At 38.8% G+C, this 21,079-nt stretch carries 13 protein-coding genes; 6 read left to right on the top strand and 7 right to left on the bottom strand.

Annotated features, from left to right (window positions below):
• Positions 1–93: 93 nt before the first annotated feature.
• Positions 94–3,057, top strand: a complete 2,964-nt coding sequence (locus tag ACSVDJ_RS03660; protein ID WP_518620028.1) for a response regulator — start codon at positions 94–96, stop codon at positions 3,055–3,057.
• A gap of 48 nt (positions 3,058–3,105) precedes the next feature.
• On the opposite strand, the gene ACSVDJ_RS03655 is transcribed toward ACSVDJ_RS03660, so the two are convergent.
• Complete coding sequence (locus ACSVDJ_RS03655) at positions 3,106–3,744, bottom strand: GerMN domain-containing protein (RefSeq protein WP_439170120.1); 639 nt, start codon at positions 3,742–3,744, stop codon at positions 3,106–3,108.
• A gap of 234 nt (positions 3,745–3,978) precedes the next feature.
• Positions 3,979–4,212: a DNA alkylation repair protein gene (locus ACSVDJ_RS03650; protein ID WP_439170119.1), complete on the bottom strand. Its 234-nt coding sequence runs from the start codon at positions 4,210–4,212 to the stop codon at positions 3,979–3,981.
• Positions 4,213–4,415: 203 nt separating this feature from the next.
• On the opposite strand from ACSVDJ_RS03650, the gene ACSVDJ_RS03645 reads away from it, so the two are divergent.
• Positions 4,416–6,416, top strand: coding sequence for a methyl-accepting chemotaxis protein (locus ACSVDJ_RS03645; RefSeq protein ID WP_439170118.1), 2,001 nt, complete (start codon positions 4,416–4,418; stop codon positions 6,414–6,416).
• 83 nt (positions 6,417–6,499) lie between these two features.
• On the opposite strand, the gene ACSVDJ_RS03640 is transcribed toward ACSVDJ_RS03645, so the two are convergent.
• Positions 6,500–12,349: a SpaA isopeptide-forming pilin-related protein gene (locus tag ACSVDJ_RS03640; protein WP_439170117.1), complete on the bottom strand. Its 5,850-nt coding sequence runs from the start codon at positions 12,347–12,349 to the stop codon at positions 6,500–6,502.
• Positions 12,350–12,715: 366 nt separating this feature from the next.
• On the opposite strand from ACSVDJ_RS03640, the gene srtD reads away from it, so the two are divergent.
• Positions 12,716–13,291 carry a class D sortase, LPxTATN-specific gene (srtD, locus tag ACSVDJ_RS03635; protein ID WP_439170116.1) on the top strand — a complete coding sequence of 192 codons (576 nt, stop codon included), beginning with the start codon at positions 12,716–12,718 and terminating at the stop codon, positions 13,289–13,291.
• A gap of 82 nt (positions 13,292–13,373) precedes the next feature.
• On the opposite strand, the gene psiE is transcribed toward srtD, so the two are convergent.
• The 4 genes from psiE to ACSVDJ_RS03615 form a co-directional block, all read right to left on the bottom strand.
• Positions 13,374–13,817: a phosphate-starvation-inducible protein PsiE gene (psiE, locus tag ACSVDJ_RS03630; protein WP_439170115.1), complete on the bottom strand. Its 444-nt coding sequence runs from the start codon at positions 13,815–13,817 to the stop codon at positions 13,374–13,376.
• 146 nt (positions 13,818–13,963) lie between these two features.
• A complete protein-coding gene (locus ACSVDJ_RS03625; RefSeq protein WP_439170114.1) occupies positions 13,964–14,764 on the bottom strand; it encodes a YwqG family protein in 801 nt (266 codons plus the stop codon).
• Positions 14,765–14,852: 88 nt separating this feature from the next.
• Positions 14,853–16,808: a GTP-binding protein gene (locus ACSVDJ_RS03620; RefSeq protein ID WP_439170113.1), complete on the bottom strand. Its 1,956-nt coding sequence runs from the start codon at positions 16,806–16,808 to the stop codon at positions 14,853–14,855.
• Positions 16,809–16,842: 34 nt separating this feature from the next.
• Positions 16,843–18,192, bottom strand: coding sequence for an aminotransferase-like domain-containing protein (locus tag ACSVDJ_RS03615; protein WP_439170255.1), 1,350 nt, complete (start codon positions 18,190–18,192; stop codon positions 16,843–16,845).
• 116 nt (positions 18,193–18,308) lie between these two features.
• Here ACSVDJ_RS03615 and ACSVDJ_RS03610 point away from each other — a divergent pair, with 116 nt between their 5' ends.
• From ACSVDJ_RS03610 to ACSVDJ_RS03600, 3 genes are all read left to right on the top strand, one after another.
• The gene (locus ACSVDJ_RS03610) at positions 18,309–19,241 is read left to right on the top strand and encodes a DMT family transporter (RefSeq protein WP_439170112.1); all 933 of its coding nucleotides are present in this window, start codon (positions 18,309–18,311) and stop codon (positions 19,239–19,241) included.
• A 79-nt stretch (positions 19,242–19,320) separates the two neighbouring features.
• Entirely contained in the window at positions 19,321–20,172 is an 852-nt protein-coding gene (gene speE, locus ACSVDJ_RS03605) for a polyamine aminopropyltransferase (protein ID WP_439170111.1), read from the top strand.
• An 84-nt stretch (positions 20,173–20,256) separates the two neighbouring features.
• Positions 20,257–20,997: a C39 family peptidase gene (locus ACSVDJ_RS03600; protein ID WP_439170254.1), complete on the top strand. Its 741-nt coding sequence runs from the start codon at positions 20,257–20,259 to the stop codon at positions 20,995–20,997.
• Positions 20,998–21,079: the final 82 nt, after the last annotated feature.

Here is a 21,079-nt window from a genome sequence, read left to right as displayed (position 1 = left end):
TCAAGAGTGTTTTTTGACAAATATCAGAGTGACAGGCACTAATCATATTTGCTATATTTGGTACAAATAACTACTAAAAGGATTGTTTCTATTTTGTTTAACTTTCATAATGCTAGATTGAAATCGGTTCTAATTATATGTATCACTTTGCTTGTGCTTACTTGTCTTCGTCTTGCTTGGGTAGCCTATCATGCTACGCCTGATTCTCCGCTCGCTAAAGAAGGCGTTTTGGATCTTCGAAATACGAAGTTAACGGATGATTATTCAATTCCGCTAGATGGGGAGTGGGAGTTTTCATCGGAGCTCGGATTGAATTCTTCGGATACCGAGATCGTTTCCGTACCGACGAGAGGAAACCAGGAAATTCATAACCAATTTGGTACGTACAGATTGCGAATTCTACTAAATCAAGACCAAAAGCAAACGTACGGAATTCGGGTTCCACTTGCCAACACCGCTTCTAAAGTATTTGTTAATGGCAACCTCATCGCTCAAGCGGGTGAAGTAGCCAAAACAAGCCATCAGCATCAAGGACAATATCATTCCTATTCAGCTTTTTTTACAACGAATCAAAATGAAATCGAACTCGTCATGCAAGTATCTAATTTCGATACACCTGAACAGGCGGGCATTGAGAAATCAATTACATTTGGTTCTGACACATCGATCATTCATGAACAACAGTCGAATAAAACGTTAACAATGATGATCATTATTGTGCTGCTTTTGTACGCGCTACATACGATATTGATTTATCTTTTCATTTATCGAAAAAAGATGCTTCTTCTTTTCACAGTGGGTTTTCTCTTTACGGCGCTTGATGAATTGATTAATTATAATAAATCGGTACTTACGTGGTTGCATCTTGATTATGATTGGTCGATAAAAGTCACGCAATTTGTATACCTTGTGTCTGCCTTTTTCTTCGTGCACTTGATGAGGAGTTTATTAACGGTGTATAAAAAAGCGAGAGTCTTTCATTGGTTGAATATATTATACGGCCTATGCGCTTTGTACATTTTCATCTTGCCGATCCGCTTCATCTTTTTTGCAGAGACGTTCTTTTCTTTCTTGTATCTTGGCTCTTTTGTGACAGTCATCATTCTAGCTTTGAAGTTATATGTCCAAAAGCAGGAAGAATCTTTTTTTCTAGCTTTAACTGCCTTAAGTACAACATCCGGTATCATTTGGGTCATCATTAAGAATGTTAGCACGTACGAAATACCATTCTATCCATTTGATTATCTATTTGCTTTTCTCGGATTTTCTTTCTTTTGGTTTAAACGTTTTCAACAAATGAACGAAGAATCGAAAATGCTTGTTCATCAGCTCCAGCAAGCCGATAAGCAAAAAGATGAATTTCTCAGCAATAGTTCTCAACAATTATGGAATCCTCTCAATGAGATGATTACGATCGCTCAAATGATCCATAACCGCAACAAAGGGTCGATCCCTTTAGCAGACAAAAACGATTTAAAACTGCTCATCGATATCGGTCGCAGCATGTCATTTATGCTTAACGACCTTCTCGATTTCACTCGATTAAAAGAACAAGCGATTCAAATTGATCCGAAAAGCACGAACATTCATGCCGCCCTATTTGGTGTATTCGATATTTTAAGATTTATTACTGATGGGAAGAACATTCAATTAGTATCAACCATTCCGGACTCATTTCCTCATGTGCGAGCAGATGAGCAACGACTAATTCAAATTCTATTTAACTTGTTGCATTATACGATGAAGTATACAAATGAAGGCTCTATTGTTGTGGAAGCAGACTGTAACGATCACACAGCAACGATTCAAATAAAAAGTTCCGGACTTTCTACAAGCGCAGGACGAAAAGTACCCGAACATAGTGAAGAGCTTGGATTGAAGGTTTGCAAGCAATTAATTGAATTGCACGGCGGGTCCTTACATACTCAAGATTCATCGTTTATTTTTACGTTGCCGATAGCTGAAGAACAAATACAGCCATCTGAAATACGAGAAGTGGACTTAAATGAGGAAGTTGCTGTCACTGACCTCTCACAGCTACAAGAAAAGCCAACTGATGGGCATTGTTTTATGATTTTGGCAATAGACGATGATCCTGTTACTCTGAAAGTCATTCGTGCTATTTTTCCGGCTGAGAAATATGAAGTGGTGACCGTCACCACTAGTGAAGAAGCGTTAGACTTATTAAATGTTATTGATTGGGACTTAATTATTTTAGATGCCATGATGCCTAAAATATCCGGATACGAGTTAATGCGCTTAATCCGCGAACAGTATTCGGCGTTAGAGCTTCCTATTCTTTTATTAACAGCAAAAAGTTATCCGGAGCATGTGTATACTGGCTTCGCCTTAGGGGCAAATGATTATGTGACGAAACCAATCAATTCGCTCGAATTAAAAGTTCGAAGCCAAGCACTTATTGACTTAAAGCATGCCATTAGCGAACGACTTCGCATGGAGGCTGCCTGGCTACAAGCACAAATTCAGCCTCACTTCCTTTTTAATACATTAAATACGATCGCATCACTTGGCACAATTGATTCATCGAGAATGGTTCATCTTCTGAACGAATTTGGGCATTATTTGCATAAAAGCTTTGACGTAAAAAATTTAGAACGTATCGTTCCGATAGAACATGAGCTTGAACTAGTGCGTTCTTATCTTTATATAGAAAAAGAACGCTTTGGCAATCGCTTGCAAGTCATTTGGGAAACAGACGCAACATTAACGTTAGAGATTCCTCCCTTGTCTATTCAGCCGTTAGTAGAAAATGCTGTCCAACACGGAATTCTAAAAAAAGCACAAGGCGGAACTGTTTGGATTCGCATTACGGATCACCCAACCTTCACGACAATCGCTGTTATTGACGATGGAGTCGGTATGAAAGAAGAGAGATGGAAACAAGTGCTTGATGAAAGAGTACCTCAAAGAAAAGAAGTCGGCTTGATCAATATCAATAAACGTCTCAAACGAATTTACGGCGAAGGACTGCAAATAAAAAGTTCACTTGATGGAGGAACAGAAATTACTTTTAAAATCCCTAAAGTTATCGAATGACAATCTTAAAAGTGCCAAACGCCAATTCTTAAAATTGGCGTTTGGCACTTAATTTTGCACGCGAAGATACTCACCTTTTTCCATCGAAATATGGCCTGATTCATACAAGTCCCCATCGATTGTCAATATCACTTTTTCGACATTATAATATTGACCAAATGTGTTGGCAACGCTTTGCAAAATTAGTGACTCATAGCCCGCTCCCGCATTCATTTCATTCATAAACGCTTGATTTAAATCGATATACACGATGCTATCTTTATTTAAATAGAGGCTATTAATTGTTGTGTTTTTCGAGAAAACCTTTCCAAGCGAAGGATCAACCGGCTGTTTATAAGCCTCCTCTAGCTTCTTTCTCATGATATCATTCGTCATAAAGCTAATTTTTTTCGTTTTGTATTCTAACCCGTCAGCCTCTATATTCGGATAAAAGAAACGAACCTCTTGAACAAGCGGAACATTCTCCTCACTCTCGCTTAATGAAGGGCTGACTCCCATCTCCCCCGATTGAAGGACAGGTTTCACTAGTCCTACATCTTTAACGTTCCATTTCCCTCCTAAAAAAGCTGCCTTTTTTTGCTCCTTTTCTTTCCCGTTATCCCCCTGACTCGCTTCTATCTCACTAGCACCCCCAACGATCAGAACAAAGGTGAACACTAACCATATTACTGGAAAAAGTTTTTTCATGTGTCATCCCTCCCTTATTCGTCTTGCTTCCTTGTTACCTTACCTTTACCCAAAGATACCGGTGATTCAAACTATTATTTATATTCTATCAACTCATCTTTCAATACAATCAATCCTTTTTGAAAGAAAAATTATGTGAAGACGTTCATCGCTATTTTGACGTAAACACTTTCTTGGCAATCGTCAAAGTATTTCATGCAAAAAAATAAAGTGCCAGCTTTAACGCTTGGCACTTTATTTCTCACCAAATTTAATAAACAATCGTTCATCGTCAATTAATCCACAGACCGCACACTGTACTCTTTTTTCTGGTCCATTATAAGCAATATGCAACGGCCCTGGATCAATCATACTTTCCATCACATCACCAGTTTGTGGATTTAATTTCACCGCACGAGCTACTTGCTTAATAACATTGAAGCGCGATCGATTCGTTTGACAGTTCGGACAACAATAGCGTGTATTCATAGGAATCCTCCCATTGTACATGATCACCCTTAGGATATCCGAAACACTGAATCCTATGCATTGATCATTCGACAAAAACCGGGGAGTGACAGGCACCTCTCTGACATAATATATACACATTCAAAGACTTAAAGACCTATATTTTTGGAAAATTAAACCGATATATAGGTTGATAGGTAGTATTATGATGAGGAGGGCTAACTATGAAAAATATAGACATCAAAGTATCTATCAAACAAAAATTGATCCAAAGTTTTTTATTAGTCAGTATTATTCCAATGGCTATTGTAGCTTTCGTTATTTATCAAACATCAGTAAATCAAGTTGTGAAACAAGAAGAACGCTCTATGCAACAATTTACAGAGAGCACCTCAAAAGGAATTGAAGAATGGTTAGGAAGTCGGTTAAGTGAAATTAAACTAGCTGCACACACAGAGGAAATCACTTCATTAAATCAGAAAAAACAGCTACAACTAGCAAATGCAATCAAAGCACAAGACCCTACGTACGAAGCCGTCGTTTTCATTGATGCAAAAGGAATGGTCAGAGCACACACAACCGAAAAACAAATTAACAAACAATCACTTGCTGAAAGAGAATACTTTCAAAGAGGAATGCGTGGCGAAGAGACTATTACAGGTGTATTAACTTCAAACGTATCAGGAAATCGAATGATCACGATCTCTACGCCTGTTTACTCTAAATCAAACTCTAAACAAGTGATCGGCGTCTTCATTGCTACCTTAAATTTCGACCGACTATCAGAGAAATATTTACAAGTTAAAAACTCAGACATGAAGCCCATTTTAATTGACAACGCCAATATTATTCAAGCTCATCCAAATGCTGATCTGATCGGTAAATCCTTAACAGAGTCTGGACTAGATACTGAATGGGTAACAACACTAGAAGAAGGGAAGACATCTAGCGGTTACTCTACAGTTGGTAACAAAAAGAATGAAATGTTAGTTTCGTCTGCCCCCATTCAATTATCTAATTATGGTCTTTACTTTGTCACACCTATGGAAAAGATTTTATCCGCAACCGACAAAATGAAGGTATACAGCGCAATTGTCTTTTTCATATCAGCTATTGTTACCGTTGGAATAGCTATTTTCATTTCCAATCGCATCAATCGCCCGATCAACTTAATAACAGATCAAGTGAAAGCAATCGCACATGAAGATTTAAGCCTAGAGAAGCTTCACATCATCAACTCTGACGAAACCGGTAATTTAGCTGACAACTTAAATAAAATGCAACAAAATTTACGACAGCTCGTCAAGAAAATTAGCGAAAGTTCAGCTCAAGTTTCTGCTGCATCAGAAGAGTTGACGGCAAGTGCTGAACAATCTAGTCGAGCATCTAGTCATATTACAACGAATATTGACGAGGTAGCAGTAGGCGCTGAGCGACAAATGAACGTGATTGAAGAAACGATTCAAAATACGAATAGGCTTTCCACAAATGTAGATCAAATCGCTTTGCACGCTAAAAATACTTCCGCCTTATCAGAACAAGCCTTAGATAAAGCCGAATCTGGTAACAAAACCATTCAATTGACGGTAAAACAAATGGAATCCATTCATAAAACGATGTTAGACTTGTCAAAATCTATCAAAGGAATGGGCGAACGTTCGAAAGAAATTGATCAGATTGTAGAAGCGATTTCTAGTATTGCGGCACAAACCAATTTATTAGCTTTGAATGCAGCGATTGAAGCTGCACGTGCAGGTGAACAAGGAAAAGGATTTGCAGTTGTGGCAAACGAAGTACGCAATTTAGCGGAGCAATCCTCCGAATCGGCTAAGCTAATTACTGAATTAATTTCAAATATGCAATCCGATACAGTCACTTCAATCAACATGATGGAAAAAGGACAAAAAGAAGTGAATGATGGCGTTCAAATCGTCTATGCGGCAGGTCAACACTTTGCCGAAATTAAAAATGATTTAAATGAAGTAGCAGAAAAAAATCTCGAAGTTCTTGCTTTTTCGAATCAGATAACAGAAAGCACAACCGATGTAGTTCAATCTATTAACCAAATCTCAGATGTGTCAAACCACACACTTGTAGGAACTCAAAATGTCTCCACGGCTTCTGAAGAACAATTAGCTTCCATGCAAGAAATCGCCACTTCTGCCGCTGTTTTAGCAGACATGGCAGAAGATCTTCAAAAGATGATTTTGACATTCAAGTTATAAAGATTATAGAAAAAAGCAAAGTGCCGGCTTCAACGCTCGGCACTTTGCTTTTTTATTCAAATAAATTGGAGAGTAACAAATTCCTACTGATTCGTTTTTCTTCTAGTAACCAACATAAGGATAAATGCTAACAATAGTAAACCAATCCCGATAGCTAACCATGTGTACATATTGGTTGCTGTGTTCGGCAACTTATTGTTAGAGTCAGATGGCTTAACATTATCTGAAAGATTGTTAAGACTTCCCTTATCTCCTTGTTCATTAGAGTTTGAAGGATTCTTGTTAGAATCATTTGTATTGCTACCGTTAGGATTGTTAGGGTCATTAGGAGCTATCCCTATTCCTGTACCTCCACCGGAACTGTCCGGCACGTCATCTTTTTGCTTTTTGTTTTTAACTGTTAACTGTTTGATTTCAGTTTGACCTTTTTCAACCGTAAACTTAAGCGGCGTTGAATCTAGTACATAACCCGTTGGCGCTTTCGTCTCAATGAATTGATAATCTCCCGGCTTCAAGTCTGTAACAAGTAATTTACCTTCTTTATTCGTGGATAAATCACTCTTTAGTACTTTTCCGCTTGGATCTTGTAATTCGAAGACCGCTCCGGCTAATTTCAATTTTTCATCCGCTTCGTCTACTTTTGTTAGTTCAACAGCGCCTTCAACTGCTTTGTTCTCAAAAGTGACAGCCAACATTTCCTTCTGCCCTTTTTCAACCTTGAATTTAAGCGGCGTTGAACCTAGTACATAACCCGCTGGCGCTTTCGTTTCCACGAATTGATAATCTCCTGGCTTCAAGTCAGTAACAAGTAATTTACCTTCTTTATTCGTCGATAAATCACTCTTTAGTACTTTTCCGCTTGGGTCTTGTAATTCGAAGACTGCTCCTGCTAATTTCAATTTTTTATCTGCTTCGTCTACTTTTGTTAACTCGACAGCACCTTCAGCCGTTTTATTCTCAAGAGTGACAGCTAACGTTTTCTTCTGCCCTTTTTCAACCGTAAACTTAAGCGGAGTTGAATCTAGTACATAACCCGCTGGCGCTTTCGTTTCCACGAATTGATAATCTCCTGTCTTCAGGTCTGTAACAAGTAATTTACCTTCTTTATTCGTCGATAAATCACTCTTTAATACTTTTCCACTTGGATCTTGTAATTCGAAGACTGCTCCTGCTAATTTCAATTTTTTATCTGCTTCGTCTACTTTTGTTAACTCAACAGCACCTGTAGAAAGCTCATTTGTGAAAGTTACTTGAGTCATCTCTGTTTGATAGTTAACGATAACAAAATCAACAGGTGTTTGATTCAATTCATAGCCAAATGGCGCTTTCGTCTCAACGAATTTGTACGTACCTTGTTTCAAGTTTTTCACAACTATTTTTCCGTTTTCATCCGTTGTTAAACCTTCTTTAAGGGTATTGCCATATTGATCCTTTAACGTGAAGACTGCTCCCGCTAATGGCTTCTTCGGATTGTCTTTATCTACTTTCATTAACTCAACTTGACCTTGATCCCATTCGTAGCTTGGCCATTGAATTAATTGATTTTCAAACGTCAATTTTATCGTTTCTGTTTGGCTTTTATCAATCGTGAAATCCACTGGCTTCGTATTCAATACATAGCCTGCTGGGGCCTTCGTTTCCACGAGTTGATAATCTCCAGGGCGCAAATCTTTTACGAGCAATTTCCCTTTATCGTCTGTTTTTAACTTTTCTTGCATCAATTTGCCGTCTTTATTAATTATCTTAAATTCGGCATCTTTTAAAGTAATAGCAGGATTGCCTTTATGAATTTTCGTTAATTCTACGGCACCTGGAATTAATTTATTCTCAAAATCTACTTTCAATGTTTCTGTTTGACCTTTGACAATCGTAAATTCGAGTGGCTTCGCATTCAGCTCATAATCAGCTGGAGCTTTCGTTTCCACGAATTGATAGTCACCAGGGCGCAAGTCTTCTACAAGCAATTTCCCTTCTTCATTCGTTGTTAGCTTGTCTTTGATGACTTTTCCATCTTTGTCTTGCACCTCAAATTCAGCATCTTTTAAAGTGAGTTTATGATCGTATTCGTCCACTTTCGTTAGTTCAACATCACCTAAAATGATCTTATTTGTATGACTAACTTGATCCATTTCTGTTTGATTTGCTTCAATCGTAAATGGAATCGGTGTCGCATCTAATTCGTAACCGAACGGAGCTTTCGTTTCAATGAATTGATAATTTCCCGGTTTTAAATCGTCGATGACGACTTTCCCATTCGCATCAGTTTTAATCTCAGAATGCGATGTGTCTTCGAAATCCGTTCCATTGTGATATTGCAGCTTATACACAGCATCCGGTAGCAATAAAGAAGATAGCTCATCATCCGTTTTTGTCAATTCCACTGAACGAATAATTTTCTTGTTTTCAACCGTTTTATTCACTTCCGCTGCATCAATAGTCACGACTTGACCTGCTTCATGAATGCCAACTACATATCCTTCAGGAGCAGAGTCTTCTTTCAATAAATAGTCATCATACAACAGATTTTTAAATGTCACTTTTCCTTCTGCATCTGTCGTCGCTGTTTTAATCTCAATTTCACCTTTGCTGTCATAAAGGGTAAAAGTCGCTCCAGGTAACAGCTTGTCTTTATTCGCTGCATCGACCTTCGTTACCACTAAATTACCGGTCTCTCCAGATCCAGTTCCGCTACCACCTGATAACCTAACAGCAAATTTTTCGCTTGTTTGTGTATTTTCAGTTGTGATTTGTTCACCCGTTAATTTCACATCGTTGGATACGGTATCTCCGTTTTTCGCATTAATAAACGTTTGATATTCTAAAATATAAGCGGAATTAATATCATTCAAAAAGCTAATTTCAAATGATTGCTTATCATCAGCATCCGTTTTGATTTCAAGCTTGTAATCCTGATCTTTAATTAATTCTTCGCCTTTTGTTACGTTTCCGTTCTCAGCCACCGTTGTTTTGTATAAGTGGAAAGAGTTCTCTAAAAGGATTAAGTTAGCACTTGGTGTATCTGTAATTTTGGCATTAGAAATTTGGGATTGTCCTCGATTAATATGAACCGTCCAATCGACTAGCTTTCCATTTTGTTGAGCTTGTTTGCCAACGTATTCTCCGCCATGTTGAACCGGTACGCTAGCACTCAAATCGGTCAACTTGTCGCTGCCATCAAACAGTGTAGCCGTATTTTCATATTTCTCTACGATCAGTTGATCCTTCAAGCTTGTTTTATACGTAACATAATAAGGAACTTCAATCTTATCAAAATCAATTTGGAATCCTGGATTACCTTCTTTATCTGTAATAGAGTAATCCACCTTATATTGATCTGTTGCTAGCTCCTCACCTATTTTTACTTCGTCCGCTTCCCCAGTAAGCTCAACTTCATAAACCTTCAGTGAATCCTCAACCAACTTCTGTCCTTGTAAAATGAAATCTTCCACTTTGGCGTCATTGATCGCTTTTAAATTATAATTGACACCAATTCCCCATGTGATTTCTTTTGTTTGTGCGTTATACGATCCTTTTTTAAAACCATTATTGACTGTATACTGATCTGGATTGAATACAGCTGTAGCCTCTTTGCTTTTCTGCTCTTGTGTGCCTCCATCTTTCCAAGTCATATTAGCATGATTGTCAAAAGCAGCTCTTGTTTTGTCTACCTTCCAGTCATTATCGAACTTTGTTGTATAAGTAATCGTATGTCTTTCAGTAAGTGGTTTTAGGAACGTAATAGTATAACCGTTTTTCCACGCACCATCTTTTGCTTCTAGCTTGTAATCTTTGTCTCTTGTTAAACCACTAATTTCAAAGGACTTTTCAATCAGCTCCAACCCGCTATTCGGGAATGTATCCGTTAAAACTCCCTCTGTCATATTGAAGTTGTTCCCGTTTAAATCGATAATCCAATCAACAGTTTTATCTTTATAATTCGCCTGTCCATCCCACTTATGAAGAATTTGTTGCCATGTATCTTGCGTGGCTTTCTTTTCTGTATCGTGTGATTTCACAGTATTGTTAATAGTCTCACCGTCAAAAACTTGCTTTGTTGTAACGGTTTGATAAACAATTTTGTAAGCGGATGAGATGTCTTGATCGAATTGTAGCTTAAATCCACTTTTCCCATCTGCCGTTTGCTCTGTTTTAGCGTAATTAGAAACTAGTTCAGAGGATGCTTCCTCTCCATCCGCATTTAAAGTAACTTTATAAACCTCAAAGTTACCGTTTAATTGATGACTATCGGTGAAAAGATCTTCTAGCCAAGCGTCATCTTTAGCAATGGTTTTCTCGTTGTAGTTATACTTGATTTCCCAATCGATTGTTTGATTTAGGGAATCGTAGTTTGTTGCGTTTTTTTCTAACGGTTTTCCACGTCCAACAGAAACTGTGCTCATCGCGTCAATACCTGATATATTGTCCCCTGATAAAGTGGCGGTATTACTGTAGCTTGTTTGGTCGGCATCAGTAATATTTGTTGTATATTTGATCTGATAAGCTTTGTTAATCGTTTCGTCTTGAAACTGAAGTTCAAAATCTTTGCCATCAGCAGTTTGTACAATTTTATATTTTTCAGAACCGACTTGGTTACCTACTGTTGTGGAACCATCTAGATTTACTCTTAATTCAAATACTTGAATAGAGCCTGGCTGTAATTCCTGTCCATCTTGAATTGGATCTTTCACTACAGCATTCGTAATTGTTTCTAGCTGCTTATTGATATCAATTGTCCAATCAATCGAGCTTGCATTGTAAGCTGTATTTGGGATACCTGATTTTTCAATGGTCTCACCTGGCTTCGGTTGAAAGTGAACAGGTATCGTCACTTTTCCACTCTCTGTTGGAAACTCAATCGTTTGATTCGTGTCACCGTGTAGTCTTTCGCTGAAAATGCTCCAGATTTCAAGTTCTCCGTAAATATCGGAGCGATCGGTTATTTTTTCATTAAACGTCATCATCACTTTTCCATCTTGTGTGACTTTAAACGTACCGACACTTCCGCCATTTGCAACAGCTAACTTCCCCTCAACCTCATTAAACAGTTCAAAGGCATCTGGTAATTGAAATTCAAATGTAGATCCAGCACCATACTTATGACCGTCTGGAAGTCTCCACTGATAATGCACCCCAACTTCCGTCCCTAATATCGGACGATTATCCGGATTGTTCTCCGCGTGAATTTCAATACCTTCTTTACTTGTTAAATTAACATCTATAATGATATTTTCTGTGATTTTTGCTGCCTCTGCCGTCATCTTCGCAGATGCTGCGGGAACCTTATCTGTTATGACTTCTTGCTCTTCTTCTTTTACTTGTTCTTTCTCTTCCTGGTCAACTTTTTCTACGTCTTCTGCTGGCTTTTCATCGTCTTTGTTTTCAACAGGTGTCTCAACTTCTGATTGAAAAGCGACTTGAATCGTTTGTTCTTTACCTTTCAGATCAAAGACAACCGGAAGAATCTCGCTTTCTTTAACATTTGTTTGATCAAATTCAGCTGGAATGCTTAATTTTCCACTAACATCAGCTTGACCTTCTTCCATTTGATTAAATGTAATCGTTACTTGACCACTTGGATCAACACGATAAGCTCCAACGTCTGTTTGATCATTTGCTAATAATGAACCATTGATTTCACTATTAATCTGAAAAACTGACGGAAGTTGGAAAGTAAATGTATCTCCTTCCTTCGTAGTGGCATCCGAAATAGCCCATTCGTAATGTAGCTCTACCTTCGCTTCTCGATTGGGCTTAAACTCTTTATTTTTGTCAGCATCAATTAATTGGCCACTTGAATCTGTCATCGTAACATTGGTCAAAATACTTTCGTCTAGCTCTGCTGCATTGATACGTGTGGGGAATCCAGTCCCATATATCAAGTTTTGTAAGACCAAAATGAAGATCAAACTAATGATTCCTATCTTATTTTTCATTTTTTCTTTGTTATCCTCCGTTTCAGAATTTTTTTACCTTGTAATCAAGTAATACTAAATAGTACCTATTTGTCATTTTCATAATTAACGATAAACTACCAGTCTCTACACTTTCTAAACATTTCTTTAGCACTTCTCTTTGACGATAATTTTAGGTGTATTAACAGTGAAACCACTCTTTTTCACTATTTATATATCGAACGAAACTCAATACAAGGTATCAATATCTGAGTATCATTTATGCTTTTAGTAATGTATGTAATTTTAAGAAAAGCTGAGGGTATCGTTTTCTTCACAGTCCTGATATGATGAAAATGAAATGGCCCATTCATGTAGATGAAAGTATAGGAAGGGGAGATTACTTTGTTGAAATGGGTACGAAACCTTTTTTTAGGAGCCGGAATTATTTTTATCGGCATATTTACCTATCAGTTTTTACAAAGTGAAAAGCTTCAAAACGAGTCCATGCAAGAAGCTGAGGCACGTATTGCAGAATATAAAGAGTTACCATCAACCCAGGCGGCAGTGGATACTTTTAAAGTGAAGGAAAATGAGGCTTTTTCCACGCTTGAAATTCCGAAATTAGACAAAGAGATCCCTGTGATTGAAGGCACAGATGCCGATTCACTAAGTAGAGGCATTGGACATTTATCACAATCGGTTCATCCAGGTCAAGGAGAACAAATTGTGTTATCAGGCCACCGAGACACCGTTTTTCGTGAATTCAATCAAATCGAAATCGGCGATACATTCACCGTCCATATGCCCTATGGCTCCTACTCTTATGTCATCAAACAAACAGAAATCGTAGACGAAGACGACACATCTGTCATTAGAGAAATGGGAGAAGAAGTGCTTGTCGTCACCACTTGCTACCCATTTAGATTTGTGGGTAATGCCCCTGAACGCTTCGTTGCCTATGCTTATCCGGTGGAGGAATGATGATAAAAACCCCAACAAGTGCTCCTTATAAATAGGAGTGCTTGCTGGGGTTTGTGGTTACTAAACTGATATGTCGCTGTGCTTATTTCTTAAAAAACCACTTGCTATCCGGACGATCTCGCGGAGTGAAATTTAAAATAAAATAGGAAACAATTAAAATTAAGATGACAAGCGAGTAAAATAACGTATGCAGCGGGTCATCATGATCAACGATGATCAATCTTATCATCGCGGTAATGCCAATATAGAGGAAATAGCGAAGTGGAAAGTGGTATTCTTCTTTGAAATACTTCACAATCATTGCGATAAACTCAAAATACAGAAAGAAAATTAAAATGTTAGCTAGGTACAATTGGTAATCTGCCTGCTCGTCAGCTATTAAAATATGACCGAAAACGAACAACTCTTTTATTAATAAAAAAGATAAAATCATCGCAAGAAAAACGAGTGAAACATTTAATAAAACTTGTTGTAACTTTGGAAAAAAACGCAAAAAGAGGCTATACCCTTGTTTGATCTTTTGCATTCATTTTCCTCCCTTCTTGATTGTAAAATAGCCGTTTTTATTTTATCATAAAATCAATACTTTGAAGTTCATCACCATGCAAAAAAGCACACGCTCAAATACGTTAATGTATTCAAGCCTATGCTTTTCATTCTATTATAGCTCCCTCAACAGCAATCCCAATTATACATCACATTAGAAAAATCAAGCTTCTCTAAATCCTCTTTCTTGATAAAGAAATTTCCGACACCACTATCGCCCCACATAATATCAAGATCGTTATCTGTGTCGATTTGAAGCAATAAAATATTATGCTGCTGATATTGTTCTTCATAGCTGCGCGGGTCTTCTTGGGTAAAGAAAGGATAGCCGCCGATTTTAGCACCCATACCTGCAAGATGCTCAGTATAAATATCCCATAAGTCTGTTCCATCAGCCGTCTCTTGATCTAAATCAATCGAAAGGTGTTCAAAACGATAGTCTCCATCAGAAATCGGCTCTTCATTTCGCGTAAATGACAGTTTTACTTCCTTTTCAACAGGAAAATACTCCTCGTCTAGCTCTTCCATATAGCTGAAATCAGTCACAAGCTTGGATTCATCTGTTGTAATATCTGCGTGGTACAGAATGCGAAAGTTCGTTTGACTCGTTGGCTCATCAAAGTCCATTCCAAATAAGTCATCATTTGCGGCAATGTAAAATTGCAAGATGCCCTTTTCAGGAAAGTGTTCGATGTGCGGTACGTCTGCAAAATTAATTTGTGCTAACAAACGAAGCGGTACGCCGTCTTCACCTTTTGGATGCTCGATCGACTTAGGCAAATATGGGTGACCGGCAAATTTGCTTTCAAACAGAGTAGTAGATGTGCAGCTTCCCTCTATTCTCACAACTGACTGAACCGATTGTTCAAGCTCCTCACGATACAGCTCTAATTCCTTTGGTAAATGAAGTGGATGATGGTTAGACATGGACTCTCTTCCTTTCTCTCAATCAAAATTTAGTTGAAACAGAAACGTATGTTCTTATTTTAACTGATACGCCCATCCATTTCCACCCTTATTTTTCGACAAAAATCGGGCAGTGACAGGCACCTTCTACTTGATCCCAAGGGACGCTGTAGCCTTGGCCTTTGGAGCAGAAGATGGAGGAGGAGGTGTAGTCGGGATCGGCGTCTTTGTTGTAGCCGATGGTTTCGATTATTTCCGCTTCGTTGTGGCAGTGATCGTAGCCGCCAAAGCTTAAGTGAATCCGCCCTTTTCCTTGGGTGAATGCCGCAAGTTCCGTACTGTAATGCATAAAAGTCACGACGGGCACTTTGCCGATTAAGGTCGCTTTATTTCCCTCTGTAATCGGAGGTTCAAAAGAGCCATGAGCCGTTTGAATATCAGCTAACACTTTGCCCATCTGGTCGATATCGACTTTGATTTTAAACTGATAAAAAGGCTCTAACAAAACATTTCTCGCTTTTTCAAGTCCTTGTCTTAAAGCGCGAATCGTCGCCTCACGAAAATCTCCACCCGATGTGTGCTGCGGATGCGCTCGACCATTGAGCAAGGTCACTTTAAAATCCGTTAATGGCGAACCTGTCAGCACCCCTCGATGCTCCTTTTCAAACAGATGATGACGAACAAGGTTTTGGTTCCCGACTGGCAAATCATTCGGATGACAAGCATTTTCAAAATGAATGCCACTGTTGCTAGCAGCGGGTTCTAGTTTTAACTGTACCTCAGCATAATGACCAAGCGGCTCAAAATGTCCGTACCCGATCACCGCTGTCTCAATCGTCTCTTTATATAAAATATTCGGCTCGGCAAATGAAACATCGAAGCCAAAGCGCTCTTTCACGACTTGCTTTAGCACTTCCAATTGAATCGGTCCCATCACATGAATGTGAATCTGTTGCAAAGACTCATCCCAAGTCACCGCTAACGCCGGGTCTTCTGCATCAAGTATTTGAAAGTAGCGCAGCACTTCTTTCATATGAACATTTGTCTCGACCATCACTTTCGACTTTAACGTTGGCACCATTTCATACACTGCTTTTTCGGTTAACGTACCGACACCATCGCCAGCTGCTGCTTTTGTTAGTCCGACAACCGCAAACAATTCTCCAGCGCTAACTTGATCGACTGCTTGAAATTTTTGTCCATTATACTTTCGAATTTGTGTCACCTTTTCGGTCGCATCGCCGTAGTTGATTTCATCACGAACACGCAGCGTACCGCTCAACGCCTTCATAAACGTGATTCTCGTACCATTGTCCTCATGACGAACTTTGTACACACGACCAGAAAACGGCTCAGCTTCTGGAAAGTGAGTGTCCGTTAGCTGATCAAACACGTCAAAAAATTCGCGGACACTAACGTCTTGCAAAGCGGAGCCGCTTGCACATAGAAATAGCTCACCGTTTTGAATGAATTTTTTCATCGTCGTCAGCCACAAATCAGGCTCATATCCTTCTTCCATATATTTCTCCAATAGCTGCTCATCTCGCTCCGCAAAAAACTCAATCATCTCTTCGTCCATTTCCATTGGATGAAAAGAGTCTGGCATCTCACAAATATTTGGAGAGAATTCACTCCGCAGTTCTTCTAACACACCTTTCACATCAGCCCCGACCCGATCAATTTTATTAATAAAGAAAAACGTCGGAATGTTATGTTTGCGAAGCAGCTGCCACACTGTTTCCGTATGACCCTCGATTCCTTCGACCGCACTAATGAGCACAATCGCATAATCTAATACTTGAATCGACCGCTCCATTTCTGCCGAAAAATCGACATGTCCCGGATTGTCGATTAAATAATAGGTTGAGTCACGATAAGACATTACTGCTTGATCAGCAAATACCGTAATCCCTCTTTGCCGCTCTAGTTCATGGTGATCCAAAAACGCCTCTTGATGATCAACCCGTCCTCTTTGTTTAATGCTCTTCGTATGAAATAAAAGCTGTTCCGAAAAAGTCGTCTTCCCAGCATCAACATGTGCCAAAATACCAATTGTTTTCTTCATATAGCCACCTCTTTTCGCTCTACCCAAAATTATATCAAAAGAAAAGATGCCCCCTACTATTATTTATTTCTTGTACAATGAGCCGCACTCCTTGCTCAATTTTTGACTCGTCCACATTGGATACGTTTAGCTTGATGATTTTTTCTCGATGAACATCACTTAAATAATTTCCAGCCATTGTGTCTAACCGTACTTGCTTGCTCCTTAAATTTTGAATCAGTCTGTTAATATTCACATCATTCGGCACAGAAAGATGTGCCTTCATACATAAGGAAGAAGGACGGTGAAAGTTGTCTGATGCTATGTATTTTTCAAGCGCCTCGTACAGCGCATTAGAACGAGCTATATAAGAATGGCGTACCTTACTTTTATGCCGATCGAACATGCCGCTTTTTATGTAAATTTCTAAAGCTGCTTGTGAAATCATGGAGCTATCAATATCTGTCACTCTTTTATATTGTCCGAATTTCTCAATTAATGGTTCAGGTAGCACCGCCACGCCCACTCGAAGCCCAGGAAACATGATTTTTGAAAAGCTTTTTAAGTAAATGACGCGATCATTTGTATCATAAGAGAAAATGGGGTCTACCTTCGAATCTTGCTCAAAGTCCGCTAAATAATCATCCTCGACGATGTACACATCATATTTCACAGCCAGTCTCAGAATCTCTTCTTTCTCCCTTTTAGAATAAGACGTTCCTAACGGGTTATGAAATCTCGGCATCGTGTAAAAAAATTTAATCTCTCCGCTGCTAAAAATTCTCTCTAATTCTTCTAGATTAATCCCGTCCACTGTTCTTTTGATCCCAATAGTGGGCAATTGGTAAACATGAATATGTTCAAGGTATAAATGATAGGTCGGTTGCTCCACTAATATTTTTGCTTTGTTATTCGGAAATTCGAGCACATTTAAAATATACAGTGCTTGCTGAACACCCGATGTAATAAAAATATTTTCTGTTTTTGTAAACACTTGATATTGTTCCAGCTGTTTTTGCACTACTTTGATCAAGGAAGGCAAGCCTTTTGGTGTTCCATAGACAAATAATTCTTGTTGGTACGTATCTATTGCTTTATTAATACAATGTTGAAAATCTACATAGGGAAACTGATGCCAATCTGGTGCAGAAGTGGCAAAATCAATCTCTTCTTTTTGATAAGACTGGTCATCAAATCTTTTTTTGACAACATAATATCCACTCTTCGGGACAGAGTACACCATATGTCTTTTTTCTAGTTCTTGAAGAGCTTTTATTGCTGTACTTTTACTGCATGAATATCGTTCAGATAAGACGCGGATCGAGGGAAGTTTTTCCCCCTCTTTCAACCGCTCTGTTTGAATCATTGACTCTAACTCATTTAGTAGCGACAAATACTTATACATCATTTCCTCCTTGCGAACTGTACCGTTACAGATTGCTTTTATTGTTATTGTATGCGATCTCCTCTTTTCATACGATATAGTTACCCGGCCGGTTCATAGAAAAGGAGATTGAACAAATGACAACACATAAAAAACCCTACATGGCGGCTCTCTTATATACTTTGATTATTGGTTTCTCGTTTATGTTTGTAAAAATCGCGCTAACAGAAGCGAGTCCGCTTGATACGTTAGCCCATCGATTTACCATTGCTTTCGTTTTCGCAACCATTCCGATTTTACTAAAGAAGGTCAAAATAAAAATAACAATGAAAAATGTCTTGCCAATCCTTCCGTTAGCACTGCTATATCCGACGCTATTTTTCGCTTTTCAAGTGTTTGGTCTTGTGTACACGACTTCTTCTGAAGCGGGGATTATCCAAGCGACCATTCCGATTTTCACATTGATTCTAGCTACTATTTTTCTAAAAGAACGGTCAAGCATGCGGCAAAAGTTCTTCATCTTTTTATCTGTAGCTGGTGTCATCTATATTTTCACTATGAATGGTTTGAATGTAGAGACTTACAGTTTTAAAGGAGTCATGCTCATTCTTTTATCTGCCTTATCCTCTGCCTGTTATAACGTATTAGCTAGAAAATTAACGAAGCAGTATTCTCTATTTACTTTAACTTATGCCATAACCTTCTTTGGATTTATTTCGTTCAACGGCGTCGCCATAACGAACCATCTCATGGAAAAATCTTTGGCTCACTTTTTTTCGCCTTTTTTAAGCCTTAAATTCGTTGGTGCTGTCTTGTATTTAGGGGTGCTCTCCTCGCTTTGCACATCTTTTTTATCTAATTATGCTTTGTCTAAAATCGAAGCATCGAAAATGAGTGTGTTTAGCAATTTAGCCACTTTAGTGACGATCATAGCTGGTGTAATCTTCTTAAATGAAACGCTTCAGTATTATCACCTCATTGGTGCGGCAGTGATTCTTGCCGGAGTGATCGGTACTAATTTATTGGGAAAAAAGCAAACTAGCCGTCATTCGACAAAACTCGGGGAGTGACAGGCACCTATTATCTTGCCATCTATCAAACAATTCACTAATATGAATGGTATAAAAGTAAATTATAGGGGGTTATATTATGCCAAAAACAAGCGTCCCACCATATATTCACGAAATCAATGGAGAGATGTGGTTAGTGGAAGATGATCGTGACAATTTAAAGGTGAGCTATCGGGTCAAAGAAATCATCTATACGGCTCAATCATCGTATCAACATATTATGATTCTTGATACATATGATTTTGGTAGAATGCTAGTATTAGATGGAGTCGTGCAATCGACTGAACAGGATGGATATATTTATAATGAGATGATTACTCATGTCCCATTGCATATCCATCCCCATCCGAAAAAAGTGTTAATTATCGGTGGCGGAGATTGTGGTGCCGCACGAGAAATCATGAAATACAAACAAGTGGAGCAGCTCCATTTTTGTGAAATTGATGAGCTAGTTGTGCAAGCGAGCAAGGAGCATTTGAAAGGTGTGTCAGCAGGGGTTGAGGATGAACGCATTCATTACCTTTTCAAAGATGGCATTCAATATATGAAAGAGCATAAAAACGAATTTGATGTCATCATTGTCGACTCCTCCGATCCTGTTGGACCAGCAGCGCAATTATTTGAATTTGATTTTTATGAAAATGTGTTTCATGCACTGAAAGAAGATGGCTTAATGGTGTGTCAAAGTGAATCACCTCTCTTTTATCGCGAGGTGATGGAAAATACGCACCGCTCCTTGCAGCAACTATTCCCAATTACGAAGCAATATGTAGCTGTTGTCCCTACTTATCCAGGCGGACTATGGAGTTTCACCCTTGCCTCAAAGCAGCACGAGGCATTCATTGCACCAAACTACGAGCAAACGACGAAATATTTTAATCAAGAAATTTTACAAGCTAGCTTTGCATTGCCATCTTTTATGAGGAAATAAAGAATCGGCTACCCTTTTCAGAGGGTAGCCTCTGTTCGACAAAAACCGGGAAGTGACAGGCACCTCCCGCACAAGGAGCGAGGGATTTTGAACTTAAAGCTGATGTTTACAGGAGCTAGTTTGGCAGCTGTATTATTTATTGGGACTTGCTTTGTTTTTGTACAACAGCATCAAGTAGAGAATGCAGTCTCGCCAACAAGTCCACCACCTAAACCCGCTATTGCTAGCCCTACCAGTAACAAAATAGCGGATGTGCCGTTAATTTTACAAAATCCAGAGTTAAATAGAGGCTGCGAAGTGACAAGCTTAGCGATGTTGTTGAATTATCATGGAAAAGAAGTTGATAAAATGGAGCTCGCAGACAAAATCGCTAAGGAGCCTTTTAAAGAAGGTAGTTACAGAGGCAATATGCACCAAGGGTTCGTTGGTGATATGGAAACTTTCGATCGGAGCGGCCTAGGTGTATATGTGGAGCCCATTATCGATTTAACGAAACAGTATGTAGCGGAAGATCAGTTGATTAATTTGACTGGTAAAAACCCAGAAGACTTATATGAACAAATTAATCAAGGACGTCCTATTTGGGTTATTACTAATGCCGAGTATAAAAAATTGGCAGAAGATCAGTTTAGAACTTGGCAGACGGCTGAAGGCACAATGAAAGTAACGTATCATCAGCACAGTGTCATCATCACTGGCTACGACGAACAATTTGTCTATATCAATGACCCTTTGAAGAAAGAGAAGAACATTCAAGTCAACCGCCTAGACTTTGAACAAGCATGGATTCAAATGGGACGACAAGCCATGACAATCTCGGAATAATAAGAAACGCAGACCATACAAAAGCCGCCAAACAAATGGCGGCTTTTACCGTGTCATTATTCGACAAAATGCGGGGAGTGAC

It is taken from the genome of Bacillus sp. Hm123 (assembly GCF_051842975.2).
Taxonomy (GTDB): domain Bacteria; phylum Bacillota; class Bacilli; order Bacillales; family Domibacillaceae; genus Bacillus_CE.
Note: the sequence above shows the minus strand (reverse complement) of the source record. Positions and strands in the feature narration are given on the sequence as shown.

Bases quoted from the DNA above. Each gene is read 5' to 3' on its own strand.
- ACSVDJ_RS03625 (WP_439170114.1), bottom strand. From the start codon at position 14,764: ATGTCTAACCATCATCCACTTCATTTACCAAAGGAATTAGAGCTGTAT.
- ACSVDJ_RS03655 (WP_439170120.1), bottom strand. From the start codon at position 3,744: ATGAAAAAACTTTTTCCAGTAATATGGTTAGTGTTCACCTTTGTTCTG.
- psiE (WP_439170115.1), bottom strand. From the start codon at position 13,817: ATGCAAAAGATCAAACAAGGGTATAGCCTCTTTTTGCGTTTTTTTCCA.
- ACSVDJ_RS03645 (WP_439170118.1), top strand. From the start codon at position 4,416: ATGAAAAATATAGACATCAAAGTATCTATCAAACAAAAATTGATCCAA.
- ACSVDJ_RS03620 (WP_439170113.1), bottom strand. From the start codon at position 16,808: ATGAAGAAAACAATTGGTATTTTGGCACATGTTGATGCTGGGAAGACG.
- speE (WP_439170111.1), top strand. From the start codon at position 19,321: ATGCCAAAAACAAGCGTCCCACCATATATTCACGAAATCAATGGAGAG.
- ACSVDJ_RS03615 (WP_439170255.1), bottom strand. From the start codon at position 18,192: ATGTATAAGTATTTGTCGCTACTAAATGAGTTAGAGTCAATGATTCAA.
- ACSVDJ_RS03610 (WP_439170112.1), top strand. From the start codon at position 18,309: ATGACAACACATAAAAAACCCTACATGGCGGCTCTCTTATATACTTTG.
- ACSVDJ_RS03640 (WP_439170117.1), bottom strand. From the start codon at position 12,349: ATGAAAAATAAGATAGGAATCATTAGTTTGATCTTCATTTTGGTCTTA.
- ACSVDJ_RS03650 (WP_439170119.1), bottom strand. From the start codon at position 4,212: ATGAATACACGCTATTGTTGTCCGAACTGTCAAACGAATCGATCGCGC.